At 73.8% G+C, this 20,931-nt stretch carries 22 protein-coding genes; 12 read left to right on the plus strand and 10 right to left on the minus strand.

The window, feature by feature from the left end; all coding sequences use genetic code 11:
- Positions 1-89: 89 nt before the first annotated feature.
- A complete protein-coding gene (locus Plo01_RS22360) occupies positions 90-1,100 on the plus strand; it encodes a DUF4037 domain-containing protein (protein WP_307837398.1) in 1,011 nt (336 codons plus the stop codon).
- Positions 1,101-1,186: 86 nt separating this feature from the next.
- The gene (locus Plo01_RS22365; RefSeq protein ID WP_203892625.1) at positions 1,187-1,378 is read left to right on the plus strand and encodes a CsbD family protein; all 192 of its coding nucleotides are present in this window, start codon (positions 1,187-1,189) and stop codon (positions 1,376-1,378) included.
- A gap of 97 nt (positions 1,379-1,475) precedes the next feature.
- Here the strand turns inward: Plo01_RS22365 and Plo01_RS22370 are convergent, their stop codons facing one another.
- Complete coding sequence (locus Plo01_RS22370; protein ID WP_239316840.1) at positions 1,476-1,781, minus strand: DUF3817 domain-containing protein; 306 nt, start codon at positions 1,779-1,781, stop codon at positions 1,476-1,478.
- A 109-nt stretch (positions 1,782-1,890) separates the two neighbouring features.
- Between Plo01_RS22370 and Plo01_RS22375 the strand changes: the two genes are divergently transcribed.
- Positions 1,891-2,391, plus strand: coding sequence for a DnaJ family domain-containing protein (locus tag Plo01_RS22375; protein ID WP_203892627.1), 501 nt, complete (start codon positions 1,891-1,893; stop codon positions 2,389-2,391).
- 117 nt (positions 2,392-2,508) lie between these two features.
- On the opposite strand, the gene Plo01_RS22380 is transcribed toward Plo01_RS22375, so the two are convergent.
- Positions 2,509-3,270, minus strand: a complete 762-nt coding sequence (locus tag Plo01_RS22380) for a MerR family transcriptional regulator (RefSeq protein ID WP_203892628.1) — start codon at positions 3,268-3,270, stop codon at positions 2,509-2,511.
- A gap of 113 nt (positions 3,271-3,383) precedes the next feature.
- Complete coding sequence (locus Plo01_RS22385; RefSeq protein WP_203892629.1) at positions 3,384-3,830, minus strand: hypothetical protein; 447 nt, start codon at positions 3,828-3,830, stop codon at positions 3,384-3,386.
- Positions 3,831-3,905: 75 nt separating this feature from the next.
- Here Plo01_RS22385 and Plo01_RS22390 point away from each other — a divergent pair, with 75 nt between their 5' ends.
- The 6 genes from Plo01_RS22390 (at position 3,906) to Plo01_RS22415 (ending at position 11,187) form a co-directional block, all read left to right on the plus strand.
- On the plus strand, positions 3,906-5,450 hold the full coding sequence (locus tag Plo01_RS22390; RefSeq protein ID WP_203892630.1) for a hypothetical protein: 1,545 nt from the start codon (positions 3,906-3,908) through the stop codon (positions 5,448-5,450).
- 49 nt (positions 5,451-5,499) lie between these two features.
- Complete coding sequence (locus Plo01_RS22395) at positions 5,500-6,270, plus strand: aminoglycoside adenylyltransferase family protein (protein ID WP_203892631.1); 771 nt, start codon at positions 5,500-5,502, stop codon at positions 6,268-6,270.
- A gap of 225 nt (positions 6,271-6,495) precedes the next feature.
- On the plus strand, positions 6,496-7,761 hold the full coding sequence (locus Plo01_RS22400; RefSeq protein WP_239316842.1) for an extracellular catalytic domain type 1 short-chain-length polyhydroxyalkanoate depolymerase: 1,266 nt from the start codon (positions 6,496-6,498) through the stop codon (positions 7,759-7,761).
- Positions 7,762-7,841: 80 nt separating this feature from the next.
- Positions 7,842-8,804: a MerR family transcriptional regulator gene (locus Plo01_RS22405; RefSeq protein ID WP_239316844.1), complete on the plus strand. Its 963-nt coding sequence runs from the start codon at positions 7,842-7,844 to the stop codon at positions 8,802-8,804.
- A gap of 88 nt (positions 8,805-8,892) precedes the next feature.
- Complete coding sequence (locus Plo01_RS22410) at positions 8,893-9,450, plus strand: TetR/AcrR family transcriptional regulator (protein WP_203892633.1); 558 nt, start codon at positions 8,893-8,895, stop codon at positions 9,448-9,450.
- Positions 9,451-9,519: 69 nt separating this feature from the next.
- Positions 9,520-11,187 (plus strand): alpha/beta fold hydrolase, encoded by a 1,668-nt coding sequence (locus Plo01_RS22415; RefSeq protein ID WP_203892634.1) that lies wholly within the window; start codon positions 9,520-9,522, stop codon positions 11,185-11,187.
- Between the two features lie 89 nt (positions 11,188-11,276).
- Here the strand turns inward: Plo01_RS22415 and Plo01_RS22420 are convergent, their stop codons facing one another.
- Together Plo01_RS22420 and Plo01_RS22425 are read right to left on the minus strand one after the other, a co-directional pair.
- On the minus strand, positions 11,277-11,900 hold the full coding sequence (locus Plo01_RS22420; RefSeq protein WP_203892635.1) for a PilZ domain-containing protein: 624 nt from the start codon (positions 11,898-11,900) through the stop codon (positions 11,277-11,279).
- A complete protein-coding gene (locus Plo01_RS22425) occupies positions 11,897-12,124 on the minus strand; it encodes a hypothetical protein (RefSeq protein WP_203892636.1) in 228 nt (75 codons plus the stop codon). The genes Plo01_RS22420 and Plo01_RS22425 overlap by 4 nt, the downstream gene beginning before the upstream one ends.
- Before the next feature lie 485 nt (positions 12,125-12,609).
- On the opposite strand from Plo01_RS22425, the gene Plo01_RS22430 reads away from it, so the two are divergent.
- Both Plo01_RS22430 and Plo01_RS22435 read left to right on the plus strand, forming a co-directional pair.
- The gene (locus tag Plo01_RS22430; RefSeq protein ID WP_203892637.1) at positions 12,610-14,577 is read left to right on the plus strand and encodes a SpoIIE family protein phosphatase; all 1,968 of its coding nucleotides are present in this window, start codon (positions 12,610-12,612) and stop codon (positions 14,575-14,577) included.
- Positions 14,578-14,591: 14 nt separating this feature from the next.
- A complete protein-coding gene (locus tag Plo01_RS22435) occupies positions 14,592-15,806 on the plus strand; it encodes a sensor histidine kinase (RefSeq protein WP_203892638.1) in 1,215 nt (404 codons plus the stop codon).
- A gap of 54 nt (positions 15,807-15,860) precedes the next feature.
- On the opposite strand, the gene Plo01_RS22440 is transcribed toward Plo01_RS22435, so the two are convergent.
- Together Plo01_RS22440 and map are read right to left on the minus strand one after the other, a co-directional pair.
- The gene (locus Plo01_RS22440; protein ID WP_203892639.1) at positions 15,861-16,913 is read right to left on the minus strand and encodes a YhjD/YihY/BrkB family envelope integrity protein; all 1,053 of its coding nucleotides are present in this window, start codon (positions 16,911-16,913) and stop codon (positions 15,861-15,863) included.
- 84 nt (positions 16,914-16,997) lie between these two features.
- Positions 16,998-17,765 (minus strand): type I methionyl aminopeptidase, encoded by a 768-nt coding sequence (map, locus tag Plo01_RS22445; RefSeq protein ID WP_203892640.1) that lies wholly within the window; start codon positions 17,763-17,765, stop codon positions 16,998-17,000.
- 86 nt (positions 17,766-17,851) lie between these two features.
- On the opposite strand from map, the gene Plo01_RS22450 reads away from it, so the two are divergent.
- Positions 17,852-18,106, plus strand: coding sequence for a helix-turn-helix domain-containing protein (locus tag Plo01_RS22450; RefSeq protein ID WP_068923686.1), 255 nt, complete (start codon positions 17,852-17,854; stop codon positions 18,104-18,106).
- Between the two features lie 54 nt (positions 18,107-18,160).
- Here Plo01_RS22450 and Plo01_RS22455 read toward each other — a convergent pair whose 3' ends face one another.
- From Plo01_RS22455 to Plo01_RS22465, 3 genes are all read right to left on the minus strand, one after another.
- Complete coding sequence (locus Plo01_RS22455; RefSeq protein ID WP_203892641.1) at positions 18,161-19,048, minus strand: hypothetical protein; 888 nt, start codon at positions 19,046-19,048, stop codon at positions 18,161-18,163.
- 160 nt (positions 19,049-19,208) lie between these two features.
- Entirely contained in the window at positions 19,209-20,321 is a 1,113-nt protein-coding gene (locus Plo01_RS22460) for a tyrosine-type recombinase/integrase (RefSeq protein WP_203892642.1), read from the minus strand.
- Positions 20,322-20,396: 75 nt separating this feature from the next.
- Complete coding sequence (locus Plo01_RS22465) at positions 20,397-20,924, minus strand: MarR family winged helix-turn-helix transcriptional regulator (protein ID WP_203892643.1); 528 nt, start codon at positions 20,922-20,924, stop codon at positions 20,397-20,399.
- Positions 20,925-20,931: the final 7 nt, after the last annotated feature.

A 20,931-nucleotide genomic window follows, 5' to 3' on the forward strand; every position in this document is an offset into this window, starting at 1 on the left:
CGCCGCGTCCCGGGCGGAGCGGGGGGCGGGAAAACCGGGTGCGCGGGGAGGGGGCGCCAGGCAGAGTGGACGAAATGATGTCCAGTTTCGTGCCTGGTTTGGAGCTGTCGCGTGACTTCTACGCCGAGGTCGTGCGACCCGTGGTCACCGACGTACCGCACAGTGCCGCACTGATCGGCGCGGGGTCGGAGGTTCTGGCGTTCGACACCGAGCGCTCCACCGACCATGACTGGGGACCCCGGGTGGTGCTGTTCGTCGCCGGATCGGCCGAGGAGGTACGGCGGGCGGTCACCGCGGGCCTTCCCTCGTCCTTCGGCGGCTATCCGACCGTCTTCGGCGGCCGGAACGGGGTGGAGATCGTCGAGCCGGCGCGGTGGTTCACCGAGCGGCTCGGCTTCGATCCGTGCCGCGAGCCGCGAGAGCTCACCGCCCTGGACTGGTTGTCGGTCCCCTGGCAGCGGCTGGCCGAGGTCACCAGCGGGGAGGTCTTCCACGACGGACTGGGTGTGCTGGAGCGGGCGCGCGCCACGCTGCGCTGGTACCCCGGCGACCTGTGGCGCCACGTGCTGGCCGCGCAGTGGCGGCGCCTGGCGCAGGAGGAGGCGTTCCCGGGGCGGTGCGGAGAGGTCGGCGACGGCCTGGGGTCGGCGGTGGTGACCGCCCGGCTGGCGCGTGAGGTGATGCGGCTGGTGCTGTTGATGCGCCGCCGCTACCCGCCCTACGCGAAATGGCTCGGCAGCGCCTTCGCCCGCCTGTCCGGCTCGGCGGAGCTCGGCGATTCGTTGTCGGCGGCGACGGCCGCCACGGACTGGCGGGAACGGGAACGGCACCTGGGCCGCGCGTACGAGCGGCTGGCGGCCCTGCACAACCGGCTGGGACTGACCGGGCCGCTGGAGACCTCCGTGCGCTCCTACCACGCCCGGCCCTTCCAGGTCATCGGCGCCCAGCGGTTCGCCGACGCGCTGACGGCCTCGATCGCCGACCCGGCCGTGGCGGCGCTGCCGCCGGTCGGCGCGGTCGACCAGTTCGCCGACTCCACCGACCTGCTCACCCATCCGGGCCGGTGCCGCGCCGTGACGCGCGCCCTCCTGGACCTGTGATCCGTTCCGGCCGGTGTTTACCGCCGGGCGCCCCGGATAGGTGATCGGCCCGGCGAAGGGCGCCGGCGTGAGGAAAGGGGGCGATCATGGGGACCGACGACAAGATCGCGAACAAGGCCGAAGAGCTCAAGGGCCGGGCCAAGGAGAACGTCGGGGATCTCACCGACGACGAGGACCTCCGGGCCGAGGGCCGGGCCGACCAGGCCGAGGGCAACCTCAAGCAGGCGGGCGAGAAGGTGAAGGACGCCGGAAAGAAGGTCAAGGACGCTTTCAGCTGATCCTTGCGATCCCGCCGGCGGGAGAATCCCGCGGCGCCCGCGGGCCCGGACTCAGAGTGCGGCCCGCGGGCGCGGCCGGGCCGGCGACGCGTCGCGGCTACACGGCGACGGACTCGCGGTAGCGGGCGATCGCGCGCCGCTCGAACCACAACGAGGTGAACGGGGGAACCGCGCACGCCAGGCCGAGCACGACGGTGCCCAGGCCCCAGCGGGCCACGCGGGCCGCGGCGAGCACCCCGGCGACGTAGAGAACGAACAGCGCGCCGTGGATCGGGCCGAAGATCTTCACTCCCAGATCGCCGGTGGCGGCGACGTACTTGAAGTACATGCCGACGAGCAACCCCGCCCACGAGCACGCCTCGGCGATCGCCACGTAACGGAACAGACGTAGTACGGTGGGCACGGGGAGCCACCCTTTCCTTCGATGACCTCGGAGAACGGCTCTCCAGCCTAAGGGCCGCCCGCCGTGCTCCCGGCCGGGAGGCCGGGCGGCCGCGGCGGGAGGTGGATCCTTGACGGAGCGCAAACCGCTCGGCATGGGCTTCGAGACGTGGATCGACCGGCAGATCCGCGAGGCCGCCGAGCGCGGGGAGTTCGACGACCTCCCCGGGGCCGGCAAGCCCATCCCCGGCGAGGGCAAGCCGGACGACGAGATGTGGTGGATCAAGCAGAAGCTGCAGGCGGAGAACCTGTCGTTCCCGCTGCCGGGAACGCTCGCGCTGCGCAAGGAGGCGGAGGATGCCCGGGCCGCGGCGGTGGCCGCGCGGACGGAGGCCGGGGCCCGCGAGATCATCGAGAGGATCAACGCCAAGATCCGCGAGAGCTACGGGAAGACGCTGTCCGGCCCGCCGATCGTCCAGCCGCTCTTCGACGCCGAAGAGGTCGTCGGGGACTGGCGGGCCCGCCACGCCGCCCAGGATCCGCCCGTCCCCGGCGGGAACACCGGCTCCGCGGCGCCCGCCAGGAGGCGCTCCTTCCTGCGGTGGCTTCACCGGCGGCTGATCCGCCGGTGAAGCCCGTGACGGAGGTCCGTGACGGAAGGCGGTCACCGGAGGCGGTCATGGGGCAGCCCCTCACCAACTGCCGGGAGAGGCCGTCCGCGACCCGTGAAAGGCGACGTCGCCTCCCCGTCACGCCCCGGCGCGGCCGGCGTTGGCGTGGATCGCGTCGCGGATGTACCGGGCCAGGCCGGGCGCGAGCGGCTCGTAGTTGGCCGCGAAGCGCGGGTCCGCCACGTACGTGTCGCCCAGCCCGCGGTGGATCTCATAGGAGCAGTCGTAGCACCAGCGGGTGATGTGCGCCCGGTGCTCCTCGGCCAGGTCCATGGCGACCTCGTCGTCGGCGGGCACCCCCTCGGTGAACGCCTTGGCGAAAGCCTCGGCCGTCTGGGCGGCCTCGGCCTTGAACCGCGTCCAGTCGTCCTTGGTCATCTTCGCCATGCGCCGCCGTGACTGCTCGAACGCCTCGGTGCCGCCCCAGCGTTCTCGCGCCTCCTCCTCGTACTCCTCCGGGCGGAAGTCGCCGAAGACCTCGAAACGCTCCTCCGGCGTCAGCGGAATTCCCATCGTGCTCGCCTCCATCGCGCGTTCAACCGCCGAGGCCATCTCCCGCAACCGGTCGATGCGCCGGCTGAGCAGCTCGTGCTGACGCCTGAGGTGCGTCAGCGCGTCGACGCCCGGGTCGTCGAGGATGACCGCGATCTCTTCGAGGGGGAAGCCGAGCTCCCGGTAGAACAGCACGTGCTGCAGCCGCTCCAGGTCGGAGTCGGTGTAGCGGCGGTAGCCCGACGCCGTCCGCTGCCCGGGCGAGAGCAGGCCGAGCTCGTCGTAGTGGTGCAGCGTGCGCACCGTCACCCCGGCGAGCCGGGCCACCTGCCCGACCGAATGACCCATGGCCGTTCCCCCTTTCCTCACGCGCTCCAGGATGCGGCCTCCCGTTACGTGAGGGTCAAGCCGATCGTGCGGGCGTCGCCGTCGCGGGTGGGGGCGGTGCGGAGAGCGGCGCGTCAGGCCGGCTGCATCGTGGGCGTGGTCACGGCCGGCAGCGCCGTGCGCGGCGTGCGCTCGCGCACGTCCTCGGCGCGGATCGCCAGGACCGCCGGCGGGCTGCCCAGATCACCGTAGGCGGCGGCGACCGCGGCGGCGACCGCCGCCCGGGCGGCGGTGAGCACCTGCCTGGCCACCGGCTCCGGCGCGTCCACCGCCAGCATTCCCAGCACGGCCGCGAAGCGCAGCTCCTCGGCCGTCGACGCCGATGACCCGGGCTCGGCCGGGGCGACCAGCGGGGCCTCCAGCCAGAACACCCTGCCGTCCAGCCGTCCGGCGAACGACGCGCCGCCGGGGGCGGGCAGCACCGCGACCGCGTCGGCGATCTGCCGCCCGAACGCCGCGAGGTCCGCATCCGGCGGCAGATCGGTCGTGACCAGCACCGGGATGATCATCGTGGGGGTCACGGCGGCCTCCTTCTCATCAGCGCCGATGCTACCGGGCGCGGACTCGGGCGCGCGGGCGTATGTAACCTCGGAGACGTGCCGGACTGGACCTATCACCCTTTGCGACCTCTCGCGGCGGCTGTGCTGGGCCGGCGGCGGTCGCAGCGGGCGGCGTTGCGGGCCCTGGCCACGCTGACCTCCCTGCCCGGCGGGGCCGGATTCGTCGCGGGGATGTTCGACCACTCCCGCCCGCCGGCGGATCTGGCGGCGCGGCTCGGCGCGGTCGTCCCGGTGGCGTTCGCCCGCGACGCGATCCGGGCGCTGCCGGTTCAGGGCGCCGGTGTCATCGAGATCGGGCCGGTCGCCCCGGCCGACGTGCCGCTGGTACGGCGGGCCGTCGCCGGCCGCCGATGCCTGGTGATCGTGCGAGCGTCCACACCGGAGGTGGCGGCGCGGCTCGCTCCGCACGCCGACCGGGTGGTCGTCGGAGACGCCCCGGATCTCGTCCACCTCGCCGATCCCGCCGTCGCGCGCGCCGTGGAGGCGCTGGCCGACCCGGACGTGACGGTGCTGGCCACACCCGCGGCGCTGGTGGCCGCCGGGCCCGGCTGGTTCCAGCGGGTCATCGAGGCGGTGACCCCGACCGAACCGCCGGCCGGGCTGCGGGAGATCGCTCCGGATCCGCGGCGCTGGCCGGGGTGGTGGTGGGGCCTGCTCGTCGGGCTCGGCATGATCGTCGCCGGACTGGGCGCCGCCCTGATCACGATCGGGCCGCTGCTGCTCTGGTACGACGAGGCCTATCTCGGCATGGACCGCCACCGTCTCGATGTCGTCAACCACCGCCTGGCGCCGTTCCTCCAGCACGACAGGATAACGATGGCCGGCACCATGGTGGCGATCGGCGTGCTGTACGCCGGGCTGGCGTGGGGCGGCCTCCGGCAGGGGTGGGGATGGTCCCGCAGGGCGTATCTCGCCTCCGGGCTGGTCGCCTTCTCCACTCTGTTCTCCTTCCTGGGCACCGGCTTCGTGGAGCCCCTGCACACCGCGGTCACGGTCGTGCTGTTCCCGATGTTCCTGCTGGCCGCCCTGCGGTCTCCGGAACGCCCCCGGTGGACGGCGCGGCCGGAGGGACCGGAGCGGCTGCGGCGGCGCGCCCTCACCGGCCAGCTGCTGATGATCATGGTTGGTCTCGGGCTGTTCGCCGGGGGAGCCGTCATCTCCGTCGTGGGCCTCACCGAGGTCTTCGTCTCCACCGACCTGGCGTTCCTGGGCACCGACCCCGGCCGTCTGGACGCGGCCAGCCCCCGGCTGGTGCCGTTCATCGCCCACGATCGAGCCGGCTTCGGCGGCGCTCTCATGGCCGCCGCACTGGCGGTCATCCTGATCAGCATGTGGGGCTGGCGGCGCGGCGAGTCGTGGGTCTGGTGGTCCTCGGCCCTGGCGGCGGCCGCCGGCTTCCTGCCCGCCGTCGTCGTACACATGATCATCGGCTACACGAGCTTCGTCCACCTGGCCCCCGTGTACGCCGGCATCGGCCTCACCGCTCTCGCCCTGTCCCTGGCCCGGCCGTACCTGTGCGCCGGCCGAGGCCGTGTGCGAGGCGATCGCCGAACCGGCCCGGTCGAACGTGAACACGCGTGAGCCCGGTGGAAGCGGACGCGCCCGCCGGCGGGGAGTCTGGAGTGGCGGCGTGGCGGATCAGGTTCAGGAGGTCGCGGGGCTGGTCCGCGAGGTGCTGGGCCCCGAGGTCGTGGGGGCCTATCTCCACGGATCCTCCGTACTCGGCGGCCTCAGGCCCGCCAGCGACCTGGACGTCCTCGTCGTCTCCCGGCGGCGCATGGACGATCGGGAGCGGCGGGCGCTTCTCGCGGGACTGCTCGGGATCTCCGGTTCCGCGGCCGGGGCCCGCCCGGTCGAGCTCGTCGTCGTCGTCCAGTCCGAGGTCCGCCCGTGGCGGTTCCCGCCGATCGGTGACTTCCTGTACGGCGAGTGGCTGCGCGAGGCGTTCGAAGCCGGTGAGGTCCCGCAACCGGAGCCGATGCCGGACCTGGCCCTGCTGATCACGATGGTGCGGGCCGGCGACCGTCCCCTCGCCGGTCCGCCGCCGGCGCGGGTCCTGGACCCCGTCCCGCGCGCGGACGCGGTCCGGGCGAGTGCGGCGGGCATCCCCGCCCTGCTCGGCGACCTGGACGGAGACACCCGCAACGTCGTGCTGACCCTCGCTCGCGTCTGGACCACGCTCGCCACCGGTGAGATCAGGTCGAAGGACGCCGCCGCCGACTGGGCCCTCGCCCGGCTCCCGGCGGAACACCGCCCCGTGCTGGAGCATGCCAGGGAGCTGTATCTCAGCCGCCGCTACTCGGAGGAGAGCTGGAGCGACGAGCTGAGGGCGCGGGTGGGACCGCACGTGGAGGCGGTGCTCGCCGAGATCGACCGGCTGGCGCGCCCCGCACCCGATTGATCCGTCGCCCGTCAGCCGGGAGGGGCGAAAGTTTCAGGCGATCGAGGTTCCGCCGCCTCTCTGTTTCCAGCTCAGGAGGGTCCCGCAGGGAAGGCCGGATGTCCGATCTTGCCTCTCGAAAATTTCGCTGATAGTCCGAATATTTCAGAAGCCGAAGGCGTCGCGTCGCAGGGCGCGGCCGGAGAGCCGGGAAGCGGGCAGCGGATGGGAATCAGAAGCAGAGTCATGGCCGCCGTGGCCACCGTCGCGGGGCTGGTGACGGCGGGGCTGATCGCGGCCTCCCCGGCGTCGTCGGCGACCCTCACCGAGGTGACCGGTTTCGGCGCCAACCCCACCAACCTGAGGATGCACCTGTACGTGCCCGACCGCGTCGCGGCCAGGCCCGCGGTCCTGGTGGCCGTGCACTACTGCACCGGGTCCGGCCCGGCCTTCCACTCCGGTACGGAGTTCGCCTCCCTGGCGGACCGGTACGGGTTCATCGTCGTCTACCCGTCCGCCACGCGGAGCGGCTCCTGCTTCGACGTCTCCTCCCCGCAGGCGCTCAGGCGCGACGGCGGCAGCGACCCGGTGGGGATCATGTCCATGGTCAGGTACGTCCAGCAGCGGTACAACCCCGATCCCGGCCGGATCTACGTCACCGGCGCCTCCTCCGGCGCCATGATGACCAACGTCCTGCTGGGGGACTATCCCGACGTCTTCGCGGCGGGAGCGGCGTTCATGGGCGTGCCGTTCGGCTGCTTCGCCACCGCCGACGGCTCGTCCTGGAACAGCGCCTGCGCCAACGGGCAGGTCGTCAAGACGCCGCGGCAGTGGGGCGACCTGGTGCGGGGGGCCCATCCCGGCCACAGCGGCCCGCGCCCCCGGATGCAGGTGTGGCACGGCACCGAGGACACCATCCTGCGCCACCCGAACCTGCAGGAGGAGGTCAAGCAGTGGACCGACGTCCACGGGCTCGGCCAGACCCCCTCGCTCACCGACCGGCCGCGCCCGAACTGGATCCGGACCCGCTACGGGAGCACCGGCGAGAACGCCCCCGTGGAGGCGATCAGCGTCCAGGGAGGCGGGCACGACCTGCCCATGAGCGGGATGGCGGAGGCGGCGCTGCGCTTCTTCGGCCTCACCGGCGGGCCCACGCCCACCCTCACACCGACTCCGACCCCGACCGGGGGTGCCGGAGCCTGCCGCGTCTCCTACGCCATGAACGCCTGGAACACCGGGTTCACCGGTGCGGTCAAGGTCACCAACACCGGGACCGCCACGCTCGACGGCTGGTCCCTGACGTTCACCCTCCCGGCCGGCCAGACGGTCACCTCGGCCTGGAACGCCGTCGTCTCGCCGCCCGCCGGCCGGGTGACCGCCGGGAACGTCTCCTACAACAGGATCCTCGCGCCGGGCGCGTCGGCCGACTTCGGGTTCCAGGCCACGCACACCGGTGACACGGCCAGGCCCCCGGCCTTCGCCCTCAACGGCGTCGCCTGCGCCGCCGGCTGATTCCGGCGGCCCCGGCCCGCGAGACGGGGCCGGGGCCGCCGGATGGACTCCCCCTCCGGGGGAGGCCCCATGCTGGGGGTGTGAACGAGGATCTGGAACGGGGGCCCGGCGGGGACCTGATGGCGATCGGGCGCTTCGCGCGGCTGTGCCGGCTCAGCGTCAAGCAGCTGCGCAACTACGCCGACCTGGGGCTGCTGGCGCCGGCGTGGGTGGATCCGGACACCGGCTACCGCTACTACCGGGCCGGCCAGGCGCGCGAGGCGCTCTCGATCGGGCTGCTGCGCTCCCTGGACGTGCCGCTGGCCGTGATCGGCGAGGTGCTGTCCGGCGCGGCCGCCGCCCAGGCGCTCGGCCGGGTCCGCGACGACCTGGAGGCCGAGCTGGCGCGACGGCGCCGTACCCTCGCGACCCTGGAACGGGTCCTGGACGGAGGAATCCCCGGCGCCCCGGTCGACGTCGTCAGCGAACCGGCCCGCCGGGTGGTCCTGGCCCGGGACGTGGCGATCGGCGCGAAGGACATCGGCCGGGCCGTGTCCGCCTGCGTGGCGCGGCTGACGGCGGCCCTCCACGACGGCGGCGGCGACCCCGGCACCGCGGCGCCGATCGGTCCCGGGGCCGGGAGTGCCTCATCCGCCGCCGTGGGGTCGGCCGGTCCCGGGGCCGGGAGCGCTCCGGGGGGACCGTCCGGCCCGGCCCGGTTGATCGGCCTGTTCCCCGCCGAGCCGGACGAGCCCCTGCCCGTCACGGTCGCCCTGGACCTGGGCGCCGCCGGTGACGCGCCCGGACCGCCGGCGGCGCCGTGGCTGCGCCCGCCGCCCGGGACCTCGGCCGACCTGCTGCCCGGCGGGGACTTCGCCCGCGTCACGCACGTCGGGCCGTACGACCAGATCACCCTGGCCTATCACGCGATCTTCACCTGGTGCGCCGAGCGCGGGCATCCCGTGCGCGGACCCGTCCGCGAGGTCTACCTGTCCGACCCGGCGACCACGCCGCCCGAGCGGCTGGTCACCGACCTGATGATCCGGCTGGAGGAGCATCCGTGACCCGGCGGTCGCGCCGCCGACTTCGCCCGCGGGAACCACGAGTCACTCGCGGTTGAATAAATATATAGATCGGTCTATTTTTATCGCCATGGGACGCAAGGGCGCCGAGACGCGGGATCGACTGCTGGACGCGACGCAGGAGCTGGTGGAGGCGGGGGGATACTTCGGCGCCGGGCTCAACCAGGTGATCGCGGTCAGCGGCGCGCCCCGCGGCTCGCTCTATTTCCACTTCCCCGAGGGCAAGGACCAGCTGGTCGGCGAGTCCGTACGGCGCGCCGGGCACGCCGTCGGCGCCGCCATGGAAGACCTGGCCGCCTCCGGCGCCTCCGCGGCGGAGTTCGCCGAAGGGGTGCTGCGGCGGCTGGGCGACCGGCTGGAGGAGTCCGGCTGGCGCAAGGGGTGCCCGGTGGCCACCGTGGCGCTCGAGATGGCCGCCACCAGCGACGCGCTGCAGCGCGCCTGCCATGAGGTCTACACCTCGTGGCAGGCGGCCCTGCGGGCGCGGCTGGACGACCGCGAGGACGCCGACGATCTCGCGGTCACGGTCCTGGCCATGATCGAGGGGGCGCTCCTGCTGGCCAAGGCGCACCGCAGCAGGGAGCCGCTGGACCGCGTCGCCCGCCAGATCGCCACTCTTCTCCGCTGACACGGGCCCGCTCCGGGGCGGGCTCTTTCGTGGCCAAAAAATATGTAGACCGATCTATTTAGGAGTCTCATGGACGCGATCGTCTTCGGCGCGGCCGGATTCATCGGCCGCTCCCTCGTCGCCGAACTGCTCGGCCGGGGACAGCGGGTGGCGGCGGCCGTACGGAACGACACCCTCACCCCCTGGCTGACCTCCCAGGGCGTCGACACCAGCGGGCTGAGCGTCGTCACCGCCGACATCACCCGGCCGCCGGCCGGGCTGCCCCCGGCGCGCGACGTCTACAACACCGCCGCGCGCTTCGCGTTCGGCCTCGGCGTGGAGGAGGCGCGGGCGGTCAACGTGACCGGGGCGCTCAACGTGCTCGAATGGGCCGCCACGCTGCCGGGACTGCGGCGGTTCGTGCACGTCAGCGGGTACCGGGTGAGCGGCGCCCAGCCCGACTACGCCAGGCTGGGCCCGTACGAGGCCTCGAAGGCGGAGGCCGACCTCGCGGTGCGCGCCAGGGCCCGCGAGCTGGAGGTCCCGCTGACCATCGTCAACCCCAGTTCGGTGATCGGCCCCGGCCAGTACATCGGCCTGGCCTCTCTCGTCGGGGACCTGTGGAACGGGCGGCTGCCCGCGCTCCCCGGCGGCCCCGGCGTCTTCCTGCCGATCGTCACGATCGACTACTTCGCGCGCTTCCTGGCCGAGGTCCCCGCATCGCCCGCGGGGGAGGCCCACTGGGTGCTCGACGACACGACGCCGCTCCTGCCCGAGCTGGTCGGCACGATCGCCGGTCACATGGGGGTGCGGGCGCCGCGCCGTACCGTTCCGGTGGGCCTCGTGCGCCGCCTGCCGCGCAGGATCACCGGGGCCGACCCCGAGACGCTGTCGTTCATCTCGGCCGACCGCTACCCGACGGCCTCCGCCCGCGCCTTCGCCGCGGCGGTCGGCCTGGAGATGCCCCCGGCCGCCGACGCCCTGCGCGCGTGGGCCGACGACCTGGTGGCCGCCCGCTTCGGCGCCGCCGTTCCGTGGCTGAGGCCGTACGGCTTCCGCGACCGTACCTGGGTGATGGGAGAGCGGCACCGCCCCGCCCACGTCCTGCTGCACGGGCTGCCGATGAACGCCGACCTGTGGGCACCGCTCGCCGCCCGCCTGCCCGGCCCGATCCTGGCCCCCGACCTGCCCGGCCTGGGACGCTCGGCCCCCGCCGACCGGCCGATGGAGGCCTGGCTCGCCGATCTGATGGGCCCGGTGCGGACCCGCCCCGTGCTGGTCGCGCACTCGCTGGCCTGCGACCCGGCCCTCCGGTTCGCCGCCGAGCATCCCGGACGCGTCAGCGGGCTCGTCCTGATCTCCCCCGCGTTCCTGCAGGCCCCCGGCGCGCGGCTCACCCGTTCAGCCCTGGCCGTGCCGCTGCTGCGCCGTATGTCCGCCGCCCGCCTGGCCCGCACGCTCGGCCTCCCCGAGGGGCCGGAGGTGGCGAGCGCCGCGGCGGACCTGCGCCGTCCGGGGGTCGCGCGCCGCGTGATCGCGGCGATGCGCACGGCCTCCGCCGCGAGAGAGGCGTCGCGCTCACTGCTGGAGCGGGTGAAGGTGCCGGTCGAGATCATCGTGGGTTCGGCCGACCCGCTGGTCGTGGACGCCGGCCACCCGGTGACCGAGATCGCGGGGGCCGGGCACTATCCGCAGCTCACCCATCCGGTCCAGGTCGCCCGCCACCTCGGCGCGGGTTCCGGCGCCGTCCGCGGCTGACTCATGCCGGCGAAGGCGCTTTCGCGCAAGGCCGAGGCGGAGTTCACGCGGTGGGCGCAGGTGCGAGCGGCGCTCGGGGCGCGTGCCGCTCAGTTGCGGCGGCGCTGGGTGATCTCCCAGGCCAGCAGGTAACGGCGGATCATCTGCGCGACCGGCTCGCTGGGAGTGGAGAAGCTCACCACCACATGGCGGCCGGGCCCGTCGGGATCGTCACGCACGGTGGTGACCGTGCCGGTCTGATCCAGCCGTCCGGGCCCGAGCGTTCCTTCGATCCGCAGCTCGGCCCCCGGCTCCAGTTCGCACTCGCGCACCGCGCAGCGCAGTGCGCGTTCGCTGATGTCGACCAGCGTGCTGGCGATCCGCATCGTCGTGCCGGTGCTCACGAGTGACAGACGCAGATGTTCGCCGCCGCCGCCGCGGAAGAACTGCCGGCGGGTGAGACGCCGGGGTGCGCCGGTCGCCCGGACCTGCCAGCGGGCCGGGGCTTGGCGGACGATGTCGATCAGCTGCACCGGCAGCACGCCGCGGGTGCGTCCGCCGGTCCAGAACAGGATGAACTGCGCTCCGATCGAGGGCGGTTCGGTGTCCCCGGCGCCGATCGGGGCGGCGATGGTCAGCACCCGATCCTCGACGGCCTCCACCCGGGAGCGGTAGCTGCGCTGTTCGTCCAGGCCGATGTACAGCAGGCTGTTGACCGCCGGAAACGCCGTCATGAGGACGTCGCCTGGCCGGGCGCGGCCACCAGGGCACCCATCCTGGTGCTTTGGAGGCCGCGGGGCGCCGGCTGCCGGCGGCGGCTCTCCCCGGCGAACGGGTAGCGGCGGATGAGCTGCACCGTCGGCGCGGCCGGCGGATGGAAAGTCACCGCGATGTGCGGGCCGGTGTCGTCATCGACGCAGACATGCAGGGCGCTTCTCAGCGGGGGCGGCTGGCTCATGGGACCACATCCTTGTGATCATGAAGGATCCGGGGAAGAGCATCACCACCTGCGGGTGGCATGGTGGCGGCGTTGTCGGCGCGTCTGCTATCGCGCTCTGGCCGGGCTCATCTGCTGATGCACCCCTGCAGAGTAGGCGAGCGCAACGCGTGCTCTGTCCATCACTTCCCGTAGCTGTCGGCGAGGTTCTCCTCCCGGCGCCCGTGCCGCCCGCCCCGGGCGCGCCCGCCACCGGCTCGCCCCGGAAACGATCTCGTGTTCGACGACCTGCCGGCGCTTTCGTGCCTTGGTCAGGAATGAATGCGATTTGTCTCAAGCGCGGCGCGTCCACGTCGTCCACGCATGATCGTTAATGAGGATCGGTGACAGGGCCTCGCGGGTGAGCGCTCCCTGCCGCCGCCTGGTCGCGAGACCGCACGATCAAGCGCTCACCGGCCGGGAGGCTCACCTGTGCCCGGGGCGGGATGGAGCGGAGGAGCGGCGCGGTGACAACGCAGAAGGCCGAGGCTGCGGACGAATCCGCAGACGACGACGCGCGCGCCGGAGTGGTGCGGTCGGAGGAGGCGCTGCCGGACGGGGAGCTGTTGCGGGCGGTGTTCGCCGATCTGGGCGCGGGCCTGTATCTGACCGACCACACCGGACGCATCAGCGCGGTCAACCCGTGCGCCGCGCTGCTGCTGGAGCGCCCGGCGGCCGCGCTGGTGGGCGCCGACGCCCACGATCTGCTGCACCGCGACGCGCACGGCGCGCCGCGCCCGCGCTCGGCGTGTGAGCCGCTGGCGGTGCTGCAGCACGGTCGCGCCGTCCGCGGGGACGACGAATGCGGCACCTTCCTGCGCGGCAGCGGCCGGCTGCTGCCGATCGCCTGGACGGCCTCACCGATCCGGCGGAACGGGCGGCTGTGCGGTACGGCGGTGCTGTTCGTCGACGCCGGCGAGCGCCGGGCGGCCGCCCGGCGTCAGACCGACCACCTGGCCGCGCTGGAGCACCTCGCCGGACGGCTGGCGACCGTCACCGAGATCAGCACCATGCTGAGCCGGACCCTGGAGATCGACGAGGCGCTGACCCGGCTGGGGTGCCTGCTCGTGCCCCGCCTGGCCGACTGGGCCGCCGTCGAACTGCGCACCGGACCCGAGGAGGTTCGCCGGGTGGCGGTCATCCCCCCGGGCGGTCCGCCGGCAGGCCGTACCGCGGCGGAGGGCCGCGCCGGGGCGGAGGATCACACCGCGGCAGCGGGTCACACCGGGGCGGAGGACCGCGCCGGAGCAAAGGATCACACCGCGGCGGAGGGCCATGCCGACGCCTCCGACGATCAAGGCCAGACGGTCTGGCAGGGCCCGCTGCCGCCGCTCACCGACTCCTCCCGGGCGCCGCTGGCCCGGGTGCTGCGCGGCAGCGACGCCTTGCTGCTGGGCCCGGACGACATCACCGCGGCGGCCGACGCGCCGCTGGCCGCGGCCCACGGGGAGCTGTTCTCCGCCTACGGCGCCGCCTCGGCGATCGTCGCGCCGCTGCGCACCGCCCGCCAGGTTCTGGGCGCCCTGACGGTGACGCGCCTCGATCCGGCTCGTCCCTTCGACGCCGCCGACCTGGCGCTGATCGCCGACATCGGACGGCGGGCCGCCCTGGCGGTGGACAACGCCCACCTGTCCGCCCGGCAGCGCGACACGGCCGAGACCATGCAGCGCCACCTGCTGGACCCCCTGCCCCGGGTGGGCCGCCTGCGCCTGGCCGCCCGCTACCGCCCGGCCCCGCAGGGCTCCCCGATCGGCGGCGACTGGTATGACGCCCTGGTGCTGCCCGACGGCGTCACCGCGGCCATCATCGGGGACGTGGCCGGGCGCGACATGACCGTCGCCGCGCACATGGCCCAGCTGCGCCACATGCTGCGCTCGCTGTGCTGGGACCGCCAGGAGCCGCCCAGCCTCATCATCGACCGCCTGGACGACGCGGTGATCAACATCACCGACATCGCCACCGCCACCGTGATCATGGCGCGCTTCGAGGGGCCCGACGCGGGGCCCTGGCAGCTGCACTGGGTCAGCGCCGGCCACCCGCCGCCGCTGCTGGTCACCGACGACGGCTACAGCCGCTACCTGGACAGCGGGCAGAATCTGCTGCTCGGCCTCGGCCTGGCCCGGGACGAGTCACGCTACGACGCCATCGAACCGCTGCCGGCGGGCAGCACGGTGCTGCTGTACACCGACGGGCTCGTCAAAGCGCCCGACGGCGACCTGGACGGCGGCATGGACCGGCTGCGCCGTCACGCTGCCGCGCTGGCCCGCCGGCCGATCGACGATTTCTGCGACCAGCTGCTGGAACGCATGGCCGGCCCCGGCACCGACGACATCGCCGTGCTGGCGGCGCGCGTCCCCGACGCCGGCGAGAGGGGCGGGAACGCCGCGCCCGGCCGGACCGGCGCTCCCGTCCGCGCCGCGGAAGGCCGGGCGTAGTGACCGCGTCCCCGATGCCGGGCGACGAGAACGAACGGCTACGCGAGCTGGCGGAGCTGGAGGCCACCGAGGAACTGCCCGAACCGCGTTTCTCGGCCGTCGCCGCCGCGGCCGCCCGCATCTGCGCCACCCCGATCGCCCTGGTCAACCTGGTCGGCGCCGAGAGCCAGTACTTCAAAGGCCGCACCGGCGTCACCGCCACCGGCATGGCCCGCGCCGCCTCGTCGTTCTGCTCCCACACCATCGCCACCCGCGAGCTGCTGGAGGTTCCCGACGCGTCCGCCGATCCGCGTTTCCACGCCGACCCCATCGTGGTCGGCGAGCAGCGGGTGCGCTTCTACGCCGGCGCACCGATGATCAGCAGCCGCGGTCACGCCCTGGGCACGGTGTGCGTGATGGACCGCCGGCCGCGCCGCCTCTCGGCCGAACAACACCAGATGCTGGCCGTACTGGCCGAGAACGCCACCTTGCTGCTGGAGTCCCGCCACGCCGATCAGATCATCCACGGCCTGCAGGACGTGCAGGAGCTCAAGGACCAGTTCCTGCGCAACATCAACCACGAGCTGCGCACCCCGCTGACCTCGATCCGGTCCTACCTGGAACTCATCCAGGACGGTGATCTCGACCCCGCCACCGAACAGCGGTTCCTCGAGGTCATCGAGCACAACAGCGACCGCCTGCTGGAGCTGATCGACGAGTTGCTGCTGATGGCCAGCCTCAACGCCGAGACTCTCGTCTTCCAGCCCGAGCGGGTCGACCTGATCGTGCTGGTCCACCGCGCCCTGGAGGTCGTCACCGAGCGCATCCAGTGCAAAGGCCACACTCTGGCCCTGCACGCCCCCGCCCGGGTCACGGCGTGGGCCGACGCCCGCAGGTTCCAGCACGTGCTGGTGCACCTGCTGGACAACGCGATCAAGTTCACCCCGGACGGCGGCACGATCGAGGTGCGGCTGAGCGCCGACCCCGCGCCCCGGCTGGCCGTCTGCGACACCGGCATCGGCATCGGCGCCGAGCATCTCGACCGGGTCTTCGACGACTTCTACCGAGCGCCCGATGCCGAGGACCAGGCGATCGCCGGTACCGGGATGGGCCTGGCCATCGTCGACAAGATCGTCCGTTTGCACGGGGGCAGCATCCGAATCGACAGCACCCCGGGCAAGGGCACCTGCGTGCGCGTCACCCTGCCGGTGCCGCCCGCGCCGCCGCCGTCCCTGCCGCCCGCCCCCTGACGCGCTCAGGCGGCCGCCGGAGCGCGGCGCCCGGCCGCCCGGGCCGCCTCCGGCTCACCCGGTCCCGGTCCGGTGCGTCCGCCGCGACCCGAAGTCGTAGCGGCGCGGCTTGACCCGCGCCGGCGCGGGCGGTTGCGGTTGCGGCTGAGGCTCCTCCTTGACCTCGGGGATCGCCGGCGCGGTGATGACCTCCGTGCGCGGCTGCCCGACGGGCCGGCGCGTGGCCAGGTCGATGACCACGCCGTGCCGGCCGGTCGCGGCGTGCGAGGCCGCGAACAGGATGAACACGTTGAGCAGCTTCAGGAACAGCAGCATGCCGACCGCGCCCGCCACGACGTGGTACGCCGGGTTGGCCGAGCTGACGTTGAGGTAGACCTGCCCGATCGTCTTCAGCAGCTCCAGCCCGATCGTGATGATCAACGCTGGTCCGGCGACCCGCCGCAGCGGCAGGCGCAGACGGGGGGTCAGCGTCAGCAACGCCGTCGCCAGCAGGAGGTTCACGCAGAGGCCGAGCCCGAAGGCGGCCGCCGACAGCGTCCACTGCGCGGGCACCGCCTCGGTCCCGACCGTCTGCCGGATCAGCCAGGCCAGCGCGGTCTGGGTGCCGAAGGACAGCGTCAGCGAGACCGAGAGCAGCAGCCCCAGGGCGGCCAGCACGCCCAGATCGATCAGCCATCGCAGGAAGAAGTTGCCGGGATACTGCTCCAGCCCCCAGACCGCCCGGATGGAGGAGCGCATGGAGTCGATCCAGAACAGGCCGGTCAGCGGGAGGCCGACGGAGGCGATGACTCCCGCGGTGTCCCGGGCGTCCCGCAGCGCCTGCACGTCCAGGCGCGGGAAGGTGTCGCTGAGGTAGCGCTCCACCTGCCCGAGCGCGGCGGGCGTGTCGAGCACGTGACCTATGATCACGAATCCCAGCAGGGCCAGGGCGAAGGTGGCGTAGAAGGCGTAGTAGGTCATCCCCGCGGAGAGGCGACCGGCGTCGACGCGGTCGTAGTGGATGCCGGCCCGGACGAGGTGATCGAGCCGGCCGTACCGGCGCCGCGCGTCGGCCCATCTCCTGGCGAGCCCGCCGGTCGGTCGGCTCTGGTTTTCGGCGGACGTCATGCTGGCGCACTCTACCCACGGAAACGCGTTTCAGCTGTGACGGGCCGATGACGTCACGACAGACCGACGACGGCGTGCCGCCCCTCAGCGGTGGGTGAGCACCCGCGGGCCGTCCTCGGTGATCGCGACCGTGTGCTCGACGTGGACGGCGCGGCTGCCGTCGGCGCTGGACATGGTCCAGCCGTCGTCGGCGATCACGTAGTCGTCGCCGCCCCCGGCGGTGAACATCGGCTCGATCGCCAGCACCAGGCCCGGCCGGAGCGTCATCCCCCGTCCCGGGCGGCCGCGGTTGGGCACGCTCGGGTCCTCGTGCATGGCCCGGCCGATGCCGTGCCCGCCGAAGTCCTCCGGGATGCCGTATCCGGCGGCCCGGCCGATCCGGGTGATGGCGTGGCCGATGTCGCCCAGCCGTCCGCCCGGCACGCAGGCGGCGATCGCCGCCTCCAGCGCGGCCTCGGCGGTCCGGATGAGCTCCGTGTCCTCCTCTCGGGGCGTGCCGACGACGAGGCTGGTCGCCGCGTCGGCGGCCCAGCCGTCCAGGTAGACGCCGAAGTCGACGCTCAGCAGGTCCCCGTCGCGCAGCCGGTAGCCGCTCGGGACGCCGTGCACGATCACCTCGTTGACCGACGCGCAGAGCACCGCCGGGAACGGGGTGGGGGCGAAGGAGGGGTGGTAGCCCAGGAAGGCCGAGCGGGCGCCGGACTCGTCCATCACCGTCCGGGCGACCTGGTCCAGCTCCAGCAGGCTCACCCCGGCACGGGCGTGCGCGGCGACCGCGGTCAGCGCCGCCGCCACGACCTTCCCGGCCTCGGCCATGGCCTCCGTCTCCGCCGCTGTCTTGATCTCCACCATGCTTCACGCTCCCTGTGAACCAATACCTATACCGGTATTACTATCACGGTTCCGGTATTGTTATCACGGTTGCTATGATCCGATGCATGGTCCGACCGCCGCTGACTGAACTCGACCGCGAACGCGGGCACCGCCTGGGCGCCGTCCTGCGCCAGGCGCGCGGCGCCCGGAGCATGGCCGAGGTGGCCGCCGCCGCCGGGCTGTCCGCCGAGACCCTCCGCAAGATCGAGACCGGTAGGGTCCCCACCCCCGCGTTCTTCACCATCGCGGCCCTCGCCCAGGCGCTGGGCGTCTCCCTGGACGTCCTGGCCGAGATCAGCGCCGCCGACCGCGCCGCCTGAGCCCGGTCACGCCGCCTGAGCCCGACCGCGCCGCGTGCGCTCCGTGCCGGGCGGTCAGGTCCTGCCGTTGCGGCGGAGCACGTCGAGCGCCCGGACGGTGGCGTGACCGCGCCAGTCCAGCGAGCCCGCCGGGGAGATCCTGGCGTAGTCGACCACCCAGCCGCCGTCGTCCTGCTGCAGGGCGGCCAGGCGGTCGAGGTCGGCGGAGACCGCCTCCGGGGCGAACAGCGCCCGCGCCGGCCGGCCGGGCTCGGGGGCGAAGTCGAGCGGGCGCAGCATCTCCTCCTCGGTGCCGCCCTCGACCCGCACCAGGCCGTCGGCGGGCAGGTGCTCGCCGAGGCGTCGCAGGAGCTCGGCGGCCTCGGGACGGCTGTCGTGCACGGCGTCCAGGAAGCGCACGCAGAAGGCCAGCACGTAGGCGTGGGGCGCCCGGTCGAGCGCGTCGATCGCGCGCAGGCAGTAGGAGGTGGCCCGCTCCAGCCAGGGATGCGCGGCCACCGCCGGGTCGTGGACCGCGACGCGCCGGGCGGCCGCCGCCGTCACGGCGGTGATCTGCAGCGACGACTCCGCCGGATCGGCGCCCCGCCACCATGGGGCCGTGCCCGCGGAAACGGTCAGGGGCAGGGCGAACGGCAGGCCGCCGTCGGGCAGGGACGCCGACTCCAGCCAGTCGCACAGCGCCGCGGCCTGCGGAGCGGTGGCCGGGGCGATGTCCTCGAACACCTCGAAAGCGTGCAGCGCGGCTCCGGGCTGGCTCTCCGGGGAGCGCAGATCGGGCTCCAGGCCCCAGCCGTAGCCGCCGTCGGGGTTGCGGTAGCCGTCCAGGGCGGCCAGCGCGGCGGTGGGATCGGGAGATCCCGTCAGCAACTCGAAGCGGCGGCGGTCCAGCACGCGCGCGTGCGCGGCCAGGAAAGCGGCCGCCGCGGAAACGTCGATGTTCACATGCCCATCCTGCGCCGGTCGGGGGCCGCCGTCTTGCAGGAACCGGTCATCACCCGGAACGGTCGCCGCCCAGCCGGGGCCGCCGTCGCCCGCCTGTCCTGACCGCCGTCCGCCGGGACGTCATCCGCCGGCTCGCCTCCCGGCGGCGTGGCCCGCTCGTTCAGGCCGCCGGACCGCCGTCCGCCGGGTCGTCGTCCGCCGGCGCGGCGCGCCCGCGCAGCAGCGGGTGGGCGCGCATCGCGACCTCGAGCTCTCCGGGGAGCTCGTCGCGGTAGCGGCCCAGGGTCGCCAGATCGCTGTGGCCCAGCACCCGCCGTACGGCGTCCATGTCCACCGCGTCGGCCAGCAGGTGGGTCGCCGTCGTGTGCCGCAGCCCGTGCGGGGTCACCGAGCGCCGCCGCTCCGGATCGACCTGCCGCTGCACCCGGTCGATGACCGCCTGCACGTCGCCCCGGGCCAGCCGCCGGCCCCGCCACGACAGCAGCAGCGCCTTGTCCGCGGACTCCTGCCGTCCCCTGGTCAGGTAGACCTCCAGCATCCGGGCGACGTCACCGGGGAGCGGGACGTCGCGCGTCCTGCCGCCCTTGCCGAAGATCCGCCAGTAACGCACCCCGTCGTTGGTGAAGAAGTCCTCCACGTTGGCCCGGACCAGCTCCGAGACCCGCGGCCCGACCGTCGACAGCAGCAGCACGATCAGCGCGTCCCGCAGCTCGGTGCGCTGGTCGCGGCGCTTGCGCCCCCGCTCGCCGGGGGCCGGCGGCGGCGCGCCGCCGGCCTCGCCCAGGGCCCGCGCGGCGCCGATCAGCCCCTGGGCCTGCTCGCGTGTGAGCGCGCGCCGCTCCGGGCGCAGCCCGCCGCGCTCCCTGGCCGTCACCGTCGCCGCCGTCATCGGGTTGAGCTGCACCCAGCCCGCCAGCGCCGCGTGTTTGAACAGCGCCGACACCGACCGCCGGAACCGCGCCTGGGAGGACGGCGACTGCCCCGGCTGCGCCGCCGGGGCCGGGGGCCGGGCCGGGCCGCCGGGCTCCGGCCTGGCGCGCCGCCCGTCGGGTTTGCGCGCGAACGCCAGCAGGATCGCGTCCACATCCTCGCCGGACAGGTCGTCCAGCACCCGGCCGGGCCCGGCCAGCTCCGCGAACGTCGCCACGTCCCTGGCGTAGAGCTCGGCGGTGGCCGGTGACAGCGCGCCCGTCGAGGTCCTGGCCCGGACCAGCTCCACGTAGCGGTCGGCCGACTCCTGGACGGTCAGGCGATTCAGATCCGCAGGCCGCATGATTCGGGGGCATCCTTTCTCGGTGCCGAACGACCGTACCGCGCGGCACCGACAGCACCGTCGGCAACGGCGGTGTCAGCCGCCGTGCCCGCTGTGTCCGTCGCGCCCGCCGTGTCCGTCGTTCCCGTGTCCGCCGTGCCCGTGCCCCCCGCCGCCGAGTGCCGCGAGGGCGCGGGCCAGCCCGGTCAGGCCGAGGACCAGCCCCTCGCGTTCGGCCGGGGTGAGCGCGCCGAGCAGGGCGGCGTGCGTGGCGCGGAACTCCCGGCCGATCCGTTCGACGGCGGCCCGCCCCTCGGGCGTCAGGCTCAGGCGGTAGAAGCGCCGGTTGGCCGGGTCGCGCTCGCGCGCCAGCCAGCCCCGGCGCTCCAGGCCCCCGGCGAGCCTGCTGACCGTGCTCTTCTCCAGGCCCAGCCGGGCGGCCAGTTCCTGCTGCGACAACGTGCCGGAGTCTCCCAGCTCGCCGAGCGCGAACACCTCCGACAGGGAGATTCGCAGGCCGCCGTGCTCCTGCGGCTCCAGCAGCCCGCCCGCGCGGACGATGAGCCGCATCAGGCGCCGCAGATCGTCGTCGGGGAATCCGGTCTCGTGAGTTGTGTCGTACAACTATTCG

The sequence above is a fragment of the Planobispora longispora genome (assembly GCF_016863135.1).
In the GTDB taxonomy this organism is placed as follows: Bacteria; Actinomycetota; Actinomycetes; order Streptosporangiales; family Streptosporangiaceae; genus Planobispora; species Planobispora longispora.

Coding starts and splice junctions, on each gene's coding strand:
- Plo01_RS22365 (WP_203892625.1), top strand. CDS start 1,187: ATGGGGACCGACGACAAGATCGCGAACAAGGCCGAAGAGCTCAAGGGC.
- Plo01_RS22380 (WP_203892628.1), bottom strand. CDS start 3,270: ATGGGTCATTCGGTCGGGCAGGTGGCCCGGCTCGCCGGGGTGACGGTG.
- Plo01_RS22400 (WP_239316842.1), top strand. CDS start 6,496: ATGGCCGCCGTGGCCACCGTCGCGGGGCTGGTGACGGCGGGGCTGATC.
- Plo01_RS22410 (WP_203892633.1), top strand. CDS start 8,893: ATGGGACGCAAGGGCGCCGAGACGCGGGATCGACTGCTGGACGCGACG.
- Plo01_RS22415 (WP_203892634.1), top strand. CDS start 9,520: ATGGACGCGATCGTCTTCGGCGCGGCCGGATTCATCGGCCGCTCCCTC.
- Plo01_RS22420 (WP_203892635.1), bottom strand. CDS start 11,900: ATGACGGCGTTTCCGGCGGTCAACAGCCTGCTGTACATCGGCCTGGAC.
- Plo01_RS22425 (WP_203892636.1), bottom strand. CDS start 12,124: ATGAGCCAGCCGCCCCCGCTGAGAAGCGCCCTGCATGTCTGCGTCGAT.
- Plo01_RS22435 (WP_203892638.1), top strand. CDS start 14,592: ATGCCGGGCGACGAGAACGAACGGCTACGCGAGCTGGCGGAGCTGGAG.
- Plo01_RS22440 (WP_203892639.1), bottom strand. CDS start 16,913: ATGACGTCCGCCGAAAACCAGAGCCGACCGACCGGCGGGCTCGCCAGG.
- map (WP_203892640.1), bottom strand. CDS start 17,765: ATGGTGGAGATCAAGACAGCGGCGGAGACGGAGGCCATGGCCGAGGCC.
- Plo01_RS22450 (WP_068923686.1), top strand. CDS start 17,852: ATGGTCCGACCGCCGCTGACTGAACTCGACCGCGAACGCGGGCACCGC.
- Plo01_RS22460 (WP_203892642.1), bottom strand. CDS start 20,321: ATGCGGCCTGCGGATCTGAATCGCCTGACCGTCCAGGAGTCGGCCGAC.